The sequence below is a fragment of the Actinomadura roseirufa genome, assembly GCF_900659635.1.
Lineage (GTDB): Bacteria > Actinomycetota > Actinomycetes > Streptosporangiales > Streptosporangiaceae > Spirillospora > Spirillospora roseirufa.
The window spans coordinates 21,200-30,492 of the sequence record NZ_CAACVB010000081.1 but is presented as its reverse complement, the minus strand read 5'-3'; the positions used below and the strand labels follow the sequence as shown (position 1 = coordinate 30,492).

The 9,293-nt window shown below is 73.6% G+C and carries 9 protein-coding genes; all 9 read right to left on the bottom strand.

Features of this window, described 5'->3' with window-relative positions:
• Positions 1-273: 273 nt before the first annotated feature.
• The gene (locus tag E1291_RS18805) at positions 274-1,950 is read right to left on the bottom strand and encodes a monocarboxylic acid transporter (RefSeq protein ID WP_131739126.1); all 1,677 of its coding nucleotides are present in this window, start codon (positions 1,948-1,950) and stop codon (positions 274-276) included.
• A complete protein-coding gene (locus tag E1291_RS18800; RefSeq protein WP_131739125.1) occupies positions 1,947-2,852 on the bottom strand; it encodes a DUF485 domain-containing protein in 906 nt (301 codons plus the stop codon). The genes E1291_RS18805 and E1291_RS18800 overlap by 4 nt, the downstream gene beginning before the upstream one ends.
• Before the next feature lie 184 nt (positions 2,853-3,036).
• Positions 3,037-3,312 carry a GlsB/YeaQ/YmgE family stress response membrane protein gene (locus tag E1291_RS18795; protein WP_131739124.1) on the bottom strand — a complete coding sequence of 92 codons (276 nt, stop codon included), beginning with the start codon at positions 3,310-3,312 and terminating at the stop codon, positions 3,037-3,039.
• A gap of 93 nt (positions 3,313-3,405) precedes the next feature.
• A complete protein-coding gene (gene paaE, locus E1291_RS18790) occupies positions 3,406-4,494 on the bottom strand; it encodes a 1,2-phenylacetyl-CoA epoxidase subunit PaaE (protein WP_131739123.1) in 1,089 nt (362 codons plus the stop codon).
• Positions 4,495-4,497: 3 nt separating this feature from the next.
• Positions 4,498-5,031, bottom strand: coding sequence for a 1,2-phenylacetyl-CoA epoxidase subunit PaaD (paaD, locus tag E1291_RS18785; RefSeq protein WP_242614233.1), 534 nt, complete (start codon positions 5,029-5,031; stop codon positions 4,498-4,500).
• Positions 5,028-5,930, bottom strand: a complete 903-nt coding sequence (paaC, locus tag E1291_RS18780; protein ID WP_131739122.1) for a 1,2-phenylacetyl-CoA epoxidase subunit PaaC — start codon at positions 5,928-5,930, stop codon at positions 5,028-5,030. Before paaC ends, paaD begins: the two co-directional genes overlap by 4 nt.
• A gap of 7 nt (positions 5,931-5,937) precedes the next feature.
• Positions 5,938-6,228 (bottom strand): 1,2-phenylacetyl-CoA epoxidase subunit PaaB, encoded by a 291-nt coding sequence (gene paaB, locus E1291_RS18775; protein WP_131739121.1) that lies wholly within the window; start codon positions 6,226-6,228, stop codon positions 5,938-5,940.
• Positions 6,228-7,199, bottom strand: coding sequence for a 1,2-phenylacetyl-CoA epoxidase subunit PaaA (paaA, locus tag E1291_RS18770; protein WP_131739120.1), 972 nt, complete (start codon positions 7,197-7,199; stop codon positions 6,228-6,230). Before paaA ends, paaB begins: the two co-directional genes overlap by 1 nt.
• Before the next feature lies 1 nt (position 7,200).
• The gene (gene paaZ, locus E1291_RS18765) at positions 7,201-9,243 is read right to left on the bottom strand and encodes a phenylacetic acid degradation bifunctional protein PaaZ (protein ID WP_131739119.1); all 2,043 of its coding nucleotides are present in this window, start codon (positions 9,241-9,243) and stop codon (positions 7,201-7,203) included.
• Between the last annotated feature and the right edge of the window lie 50 nt (positions 9,244-9,293).

Here is a 9,293-nt window from a genome sequence, read left to right as displayed (position 1 = left end):
CGGGAACCGCGACGGCGGCGGCGAGGGTCAGCGCGGCGAGCGCGGCGGTCGTCCGCGCGGTGCGGCGGGTCACGGGAGTGGGGCCGGGGCGGCGGGCGGGGCGGGCGAACAGGCGACGGCGGGGGCCGGCATGGGTCACTCCGCCGCACCTCCTCCCGGCTGTCGGCCGTGGTCCGCCCGTGGGCGCGAGGCAACATTCTGCCACGCCGGCCGATCAAGTCCCGGGCACTCGGCGCATTCGGGCACGGGACGGGACAGCGCGGGTCCGCCCGCTCAATGCGACCCCGCGCCCGTCAGTGCCCGGACCGACAGGTCGTCGTAGCGTTCGGGGTCGGCCTTCTCCCGTCCCGCGAAGGTTCCCGCGACCGCGCACAGGAAGCCGATGGGGACCGAGACGAGGCCGGGGTTCTCCAGCGGGAACAGGTGGAAGTCGACGCCCTTGGGGAACAGCGACAGGTTCGCGCCCGTCACCGGGTCGACCTTGCCGGAGACGACCGGCGAGAAGAAGACGAGGACCAGCGAGCTGACGAGGCCGCCGTAGATCCCGGCGACGACGCCGGTGGAGTTGAACCGCCGCCAGCACAGCGTCAGGACGATGGCGGGCAGGTTCGCCGCGGCGGCCATCGCGAACGCCAGCGCCACGAGGAAGGCGACGTTCAGGTTCCGCGCGACGACCGCGAGGACGATGGCGAGCGAGCCCACCAGGAACGCCGCGAAGCGGGCCACCGCGACCTCCTGCGACTCGCGCGGACGGCCGAGCATCAGCACCTGCCCGAAGTAGTCGTGCGCGAGCGAGGTGGCGGAGGCCAGCACGAGCCCCGCCACCACGGCGAGGATCGTCGCGAACGCCACCGCGGCGATGAACGCCAGCAGCACCTCGCCGCCGACCCGGCCGCCGACGTGCTCGCCGACGGCCCGCGCGAGCTGCGGCGCGGCGGTGTTGCCGGACGGGTCCTGCGCGACGATCGCCCGCCGCCCGACGAGGGCGGCGGCGCCGAAGCCGAGCGCCAGTGTCATCAGGTAGAACAGGCCGACCAGCCCGATCGCCCAGGACACCGACGTCCGGGCGGCGCGCGAGTGGGGCACGGCGAAGAACCGGGTGGTGATGTGCGGCAGCCCGGCGGTGCCGAGCACGAGCGCCAGCGCCAGGCTGATGAAGTCGAGTTTGCCGATCACGGTGCGGGCGGTGTCGCCGGGGACGTCCTGGCCGTAGCGCAGGCCCGGCTGGAGGAACTCGCGGCCCCGCCCGCTCGCGTCGGCGGCCGAGCCGAGCATGGCGCTGACGTCGAAGCCGAACCGGCCGAGCACCAGCACGGTCATGACCGCCGCCCCGGCCATCAGCAGCACGGCCTTGATGATCTGCACCCAGGTGGTGGCCTTCATCCCGCCGAACATGACGTAGCAGACCATCAGCACGCCCATCACGACGATGGTCGCCGTCTTGGCGGTGCCCGCGGACATTCCGAGGAAGCGCCGCCCCTCGTGGATGCCGAGCAGCAGCGACACGAGCGCGCCCGCGCCGACCATCTGCGCCAGGAGGTAGAACACCGACACGGTCACGGTGGACACGACCGCCGCGGTCCGCACCGGGGCCTGCTCGCGGGTCCGGCGCGACAGGACGTCCCCCATCGTGAACCGGCCGGTGTTGCGCATCATCTCGACCAGCAGCAGTGTCAGTACCCACGCGACCAGGAAGCCGATCGAGTACAGGAACCCGTCGTAGCCGGACAGCGCGATGATCCCCGCGATGCCGAGGAACGACGCCGCGGACATGTAGTCGCCCGCGAGCGCCACGCCGTTGCCCGCGCCGGAGAGCGTGCGGCCGCCCGCGTAGAAGTCGTCGGCGCCGCTGGTGGTGGCCCGCGCCCACACGGTGATCCCCAGTGTGAGCAGGATGAACACGACGAACAGCCCGAACGTGAGGGCCCGCCCGTCCAGGTGGATCGTCATCGCAGCCCCCCGAGGTCGGGACGGACGGCGCCCGGCCATCCGTCCCGCCGGTCCCCCGCCCGCGGGGCCCGCCCGCGCTCGGGCGGCTCGTTTCGCGCCGGCCCGTCTTCGGGCGCCCCGCTCTCGAACGACCTGACCTCGGACAGCCTGATCTCGGGCTTCCTGACCTCGGGCGACCCGATCTCGGACGACCTGACCTCGGACGGCCCGAGCCCGGAGGACTCGATGCCGGCCCGCCCACGCCCGAGCGGGCCAAGTCCGAGCGACCCGAGCCCAGAGGGCCCCATCTCAGACGATCCGAGCCCGGACGATCCGAGCCCGGACGGCCCAAACCCGAGCGGCCCGATCTCGGACGACCCCATCCCGGACGGCCCTAGCTCGGTGGGGTCTCGTCGGGAGGGTTCCCCGCCGGTACGGCGGTGCTCGGCGCGTCCACGATCGGCCGCCCGGTTCTGATCGGTTCTGCGGTGTTCGGCCCTGTGCTGATCGGCCCGCCGGTGTTCGGCCCTGCGGCGTTCGGCCCGCCGGCTCCGCGGGGCGCGCCCGCCCTCGATCCCGGCGCGCAGCTCGGCGGCGAGCGGGTCGAGCCGCCGCCGCGCGTACGCCACGTACAGCCCGGCCATCAGGAACGTCGAGGCGAACTGCAGGAGGCCGAGCAGGAGCGCCACGTTCACGTCCCCCGCCACGCGCCGCGCCATGAGGCCCCGGCCGAACGCCGACAGCGCCACGTACCCGAAGTAGGTCCCGAGGACGGGCCCGGCGATCCCGATCGACAGCCGCAGGAAGCGCCTGCGCAGCAGCAGGAATCTCTCGTCGGCCGCAACCGGCGCGTAGTGCCCGGGAGGGGCGCTCCCGCCCCGTTCGCCCGTCCGGCGGCGCGACGGCTCCGCGTCCCTGCCCATCTGCTCTCCCTCGCCCGATCTTCACGCTGGGTAGTGATACCGCTCCTCTATGAGATCAAAGCTCGGCGCGAGGCGATGCCCGATTGGCAAGATGCATGAGAATCTCACCATCGTCACCACAATGTCACCACTACTTCACAATGCGTCCCAAGTCCGGGTTGAGCCGCGCGGCCGTCAGCGGCCGTCAGCGGCGCATCGCGCGTTTGCGCATCAGCGCCGACGCCGCCGCGACGCCGATGACGGCGAGCCCGATCTGGAAGACCAGCTCGATCCAGTCGACACCGTCGGTGGTCGCCACCCCCACCTTCTGGGCGATGGCGGTGCCGACCACCGAGGCGATGATGCCGATGGCGATGGTGAGCAGCAGGCCGATGGGCTGCCGCCCCGGGAGGATCAGCCGGGCCAGCGCACCGATGATCGCTCCGATGAAGATCGCGGAAATGATGCCTGAGGCGGTCACGTCGTCGCCCTCCCTACAAGGTCCCTGGTCAGGCGGTTGTGCCCAGTCCGGACGACTTGTCACTTCGGGGACGGTCCGCGGAGGGCGCGGCGCTCAGCCGTCGTAGTCGATCGTCAGCTCGTCCGTCGTCGGCGTGGACTGGCAGGTCAGGACGTAGCCCGCGGCCACCTCCGCCGGGTCGAGGGCGAAATTGCGGCGCATGTCGACCGCGCCGTCCACCACCCTGGCCCGGCACGTCCCGCACACCCCGCCCTTGCAGGCGAACGGCAGGTCCGGGCGGACGCGCTGGGCCGCCTCCAGGACCGTCGCGTCCCGCGGCTGCGTCATCGTGGTGGACCGGCCGTCCAGCACGACCGTGACCTCGCTGCCCGGCCCGGTCACCCCGGGCGCGGAACGGCGCGGCTCCGGCGGCGCCTCGTCGACGTGGAACAGCTCCTGGTGGACGCGGTCCGCGGGCACACCGAACCCGGTGAGGACCGCGCGGGCGTCCTCGACCATGCCGAAGGGCCCGCACAGCCACCAGTGGTCCACGTCCCGGACGGGCACGAGCCGGGGCAGCAGGACGCGCAGCCGGTCCGCGTCGAGCCGCCCGCTGAACAGCTCGGCCTCGCGGGGCTCCTGCGACAGCACGTGCACCAGCTCGAAGCGGTCGGGGTGGGCGTCCTTCAGGTCGGCGAGCTCGTCGGCGAACATCACGGTGCCGCTGCGCCGGTTGCCGTACAGCACGGTGACGCGGGCGGCGGGGTCGGCGAGCGCGGACGCGGCGATCGACAGCACCGGCGTGATGCCCGACCCGGCCGCGACGAGCACGTGGTGCGCGCCGGGCGCGGCGTCCAGCGTGAACGTGCCCGCCGGGGGCAGCACGTCGATCACGTCGCCGGCCCGCACGCCGTGCACCAGCCAGGACGAGAACAGCCCGCCCGGGATCTCGCGGACGCCGATGCGCGGCGCGGCGCCCGCCCGCGCGCAGATCGAGTAGGACCGGCGCTCTTCCCGCCCGCCCTCGGTGCGGCGCAGCGTGAGGAACTGTCCGGGCCGGAACGCGTACTCCCCGGCCAGCGCGCCGGGCACGTCGAAGGTGACCGCGACCGCGTCGTCGCAGAGGCGCTCGACCCCGGCGACGCGCAGCGCGTGGAAGCCGCCGCGTCGGCGGGGCGGGGCGGCGGGCCGCTGGACCGTCACGGTTCAGATCTCCTTGACGTGCTCGAACGGCTCCCTGCAGCCGTTGCACCGGTGCAGGGACTTGCAGGCGGTGGCCGCGAACCGGGACAGCTCGGTGGTGTCGGCGGACCCGCAGTGCGGGCAGCGGATCCGGCGGACGGGCCCGAGGGTGAGCGGGACGGGCCCGGCGGGCCGCCGCGGCGCCGGGCCGGGCGGGGACACGCCCGCCTCGGCCAGGCTGCGCCGCCCGGACTCGCTGATCCAGTCGGTGGTCCAGGGCGGGTCGAGGACGGTCCGGACCCGGACGTCGGCGAACCCGGCGCCGGTGAGCCGGGCGCGCAGGTCGTCGCGCATGGCGTCCAGGGCGGGGCAGCCGGTGTAGGTGGGCGTGATCGATACCTCCACCCGGCCGTCCTCGACCCGCACCTCGCGCAGGACGCCGAGCTCGTCCAGCGTGATCATCGGCAGTTCCGGGTCGACGACCGCGGCGGCGACCGCACGGGCTCTCGCCTCTTCGCCCCGCGCGCCTTCCGCCCCTCGGGACGTCCCGCCGCTCACCACGTCGCTCCCGGGTGGGCGCGGGCCAGGCCCTGCATGTCGGCCAGCAGGGCGCCGAGCGCCGCCGAATGCGCGCCGCCGCGTCCCGCGACCTCGGCCGGGACGGGCGCGGGGCACGGCAGCGCGGCGGCCGCCAGCACCTCGCCGACGACGGCGTCGAACTCGGCGCGGACGTCGGCCGGGTCGACGCCGAACCCCGCGGCGGCGGCCCGCCGCTCGACCTCGTGTACACCGAAAAGCTCGCCGGTGGCGGGCCACAGCACGTCCAGGGCCCGCCGCGTCCGGCGGTGGGACTCCTCGGTGCCGTCGCCGAGCCGGATCGTCCACAGGGCGGCGTGGTCGCGGTGGTAGGCGACCTCCTTCACCCCCTTGGCCGCGACCGCGGCGAGCACCGGGTCGGCGGACGAGGTGAGACGGTCCAGCAGCGCGAGCCGCCAGGTCGAGAACAGCAGCAGCCGGACGATCGCGTGCGCGAAGTCGCCGTTCGGTTCCTCCACCAGCCGGACGTTCCGGAACTCGGGCGCGTCACGGAAGAAGGCCAGCGCGTCCTCAGTCAGCACGGTCTCGGTCAGCGCGGTCTCGTCCTGACCGGTGCCCATGGCGGCGCCCGCGCGCGCCAGCAGCAGCCGGGCCTGGCCGAGCAGATCCAGCGCGATGTTGGCGAGCGCGACCTCCTCCTCCAGTTCGGGCGCGTGCGTGCACCACTCCTGGAGCCGATGCGACATCACGAGCGCGTCGTCGCCGAGCATCAGGCAGTAGGCGGCGAGGTCGGCGCCGTCCACGCCGTCCGGCACCGAGGCGTCGATCCCGGCGAGCGGGTCGTGGAACCCGGTACCGAACGCCCAGCGCGCCTCGTCGTTGTCCTCGGCGATCGCGCCGAGTGCGTTGTCGAAGGACATCGGGGCCTCACATGTGCGGGACGTTCTCGGGGATGTCGTAGAACGTCGGATGCCGGTAGACCTTGTCGCCGCTCGGGGCGAAGAAGGGGTCCTTCTCGTCCGGGCTGGACGCGGTGATGGCCTTCGCCTCCACCACCCAGATGCTGACGCCCTCGTTGCGCCGGGTGTACAGGTCGCGCGCGTTGCGCAGCGCCATCTCGGCATCGGCGGCACGCAGCGACCCCACGTGGACGTGGTTCAGGCCACGCTTGCCTCGGACGAACACCTCGTACAGCGGCCATTCCCTGGACGGTTCCATCACGCCGCCTCCCCTTCCCGGCGGGCCCGCTTCGCCGCGTGCGCGGCGGCGGCCTCCCGCACCCAGGCGCCGTCCTCGTGGGCGGCGCGGCGCACCTCGATCCGCTCGGCGTTGCACGGGCCGTCGCCGCTGATCACGCGCTTGAGCTCGGACCAGTCGACCTCGCCGAAGTCGTGGTGGCCGCGCTCGGCGTTCCAGCGCAGGTCGGGGTCCGGCAGCGTGACGCCGAGCGCCGCCGCCTGCGGGACGGTCATGTCGACGAACCGCTGCCGCAGCTCGTCGTTGGTGTGCCGCTTGATCTTCCAGGCCATCGACTGGGCGGTGTGGGTGGACTCGGCGTCGGGCGGCCCGAACATCATCAGCGACGGCCACCACCAGCGGTCCACCGACTCCTGGACCATCCGCCGCTGCGCCTCGGTGCCGCGCATCAGCGTCATCAGCAGCTCGTAGCCCTGCCGCTGGTGGAACGACTCCTCCTTGCAGATGCGGATCATCGCCCGCGCGTAGGGGCCGTAGGAACTGCGGCACAGCGGCACCTGGTTGCAGATCGCCGCGCCGTCCACCAGCCAGCCGATCACCCCGACGTCGGCGAACGACGGCGTCGGGTAGTTGAAGATCGACGAGTACTTCTGCCGGCCGGAGATCAGCCGGGCGGTCAGCTCCGGCCGGTCGGCGCCCAGCGTCTCGGCGGCGGAGTACAGGTACAGCCCGTGGCCCGCCTCGTCCTGCACCTTGGCCAGCAGGATCGCCTTACGGCGCAGGGACGGCGCGCGGGTGATCCAGGCGCCCTCCGGCTGCATCCCGATGATCTCGGAGTGGGCGTGCTGGGCGATCTGCCGGACCATCGTGCTCCGGTAGCGGTCGGGCATCCAGTCGCGGGGCTCGATCCGCTGGTCGCGCTCGATCGTCCGCTCGAAGTCGGCCAGCCGGGCGTCGGCGCCGGTCCGGGCGTCGGTGTCGGCGGCGTCCATGTCACTCTCCTTCCGTGGGCCGCTTGGCGACCAGCGTGAGGACGTCATAGCGGGCGACGACCTCGCCGTCCTGCCGGGTGACCTCGGTGTCCCAGCGGACCTCGCCGTAGTCGGCGCCCTCGCGCGGCGTGATCTGCTTGGCGGTGAGCGCCACGGTCAGCTCGTCGCCGGGGAACGTCGGGGCCAGGAACCGCAGGTTCTCCAAGCCGTAGTTGGCGAGGACGGGCCCCGGCTCGGGCGAGACGAACAGCCCGGCGGCGAACGAGACGACGAGGTAGCCGTGCGCGACCCGCCCGCCGAAGAACGGGTTGGCCTTCGCCGCCTCCTCGTCCATGTGGGCGTAGAAGGTGTCGCCGGTGAACTCGGCGAAGTGCTCCACGTCCGCGAGCGTGACCGGCCGGGGCCCGGCGACGACCGTGTCGCCGACCTTGAGGTCTTCCAGGTGCCTGCGGAACGGGTGGACGGCGGTCTCGGTGCGCGGCGCGCCCGGCACCCAGCGGCCGGTGACGGCGGCGAGCACGGACGGGCTCGCCTGCACCGCCGTCCGCTGCATGTGGTGCAGGACGCCCCGGATGCCGCCCATCTCCTCGCCGCCCCCGGCCCGGCCGGGGCCGCCGTGGACGAGCATCGGCAGCGGCGAGCCGTGCCCCGTGGACTCCTTGGCGTCCTCGGCGTTCAGCACCAGCAGCCGCCCGTGCCAGGGCGCCGCGCCGAGGACGACCCGGCGCGCGAAGTCGGTGTCGGCCGTGACGACCGAGCCGACCAGGGCGCCCCTGCCGCGCGCGGCCAGCTCGACCGCCTCCTCCGTGGACGAGTACGGCAGCAGCGTGCTGACCGGCCCGAACGCCTCCACCTCGTGCGGCTCGGCGCGGCCGGTGTCGTCGGCGCGCAGCAGGACCGGGGACACGAACGCGCCGCGCTCGGGGTCGGCGTCGACGACCTCGACGGCGTCCGGGTCGCCGAACACGATCGAGCCGGCGCCGCGCAGCGCCTTCAGGCCGCGGCGCACCTCCTCGCGCTGCTCCAGGCTCGCGAGGGCGCCCATCCGGACGTCCGGGTTGGACGGGTCGCCGATCGTCACCTTGGCGAGCCGCTCGGCGGTGGCCGCCGCGACGTCGGCCACCAGCGCGGCCGGGACCAGGGCCCGCCGGATCGCGGTGCACTTCTGCCCGGCCTTGGACGTCATCTCGACGGCGAGCTGCTTGACGAACAGGTCGAACTCGGCCGTCCCCGGCCGCGCGTCCGGGCCGAGGATCGAGCAGTTCAGCGAGTCGGCCTCGGCGTTGAACCGCACGGAACGCCCGACCACCACCGGGTGCGTGCGCACCTTGCGCGCCGTCTCGGCCGACCCTGTGAAGGCGACCACGTCCTGTTCGGTCAGGTGGTCGAGCAGGTCGCCCGGCTCGCCGCACAGCAGCTGCAGCGTGCCCTCCGGCAGGATCCCCGACTCGACGATCAGCTCGACCAGCCGGGCGGTCAGGTAGGCGGTCTGCGGCGCGGGCTTGATCAGGCTCGGCATCCCGGCGAGGAAGGCGGGCGCGAACTTCTCCAGCGGCCCCCACACCGGGAAGTTGAACGCGTTGATCTGCACCGCGACGCCCCGCAGCGGCGTGCACACGTGCTGGCCCACGAACGTGCCGCCCTTGCCGAGCGGCTCGACGTTCCCGTCGACCAGGACGGTGTCGTTCGGCAGCTCCCGCTTGCCCTTGCTCCCGTACGACAGCACGACGCCGATGCCGCCGTCCACGTCGACCCGCGAGTCGGCGAGCGTCGCGCCGGTGCGGGCCGACAGCGCGTACAGCTCGTCGCGGTGCTCGCGCAGGTGCAGGCCCAGCGTCTTCAGCAGGACGGCCCGCTGGTGGAAGGTCAGCTCCCGCAGCGCCGCGCCGCCGGCCCGGCGGCCGTGCTCCAGCGCCGCCGCGATGTCGACGCCCGCCGCGGAGAACCGGGCGACCTCCTCGCCCGTCACCGCGTCCGCGAGCGGCGTCCCCTCGTCGGCCGGACGGTGCCAGGCGCCGGACACGTAGCTGGGCAGCGGAGCCATCGCGGGTCCTCCTCGATCGAATTACCTACCGTCCGTTCAGTCAGGATGTT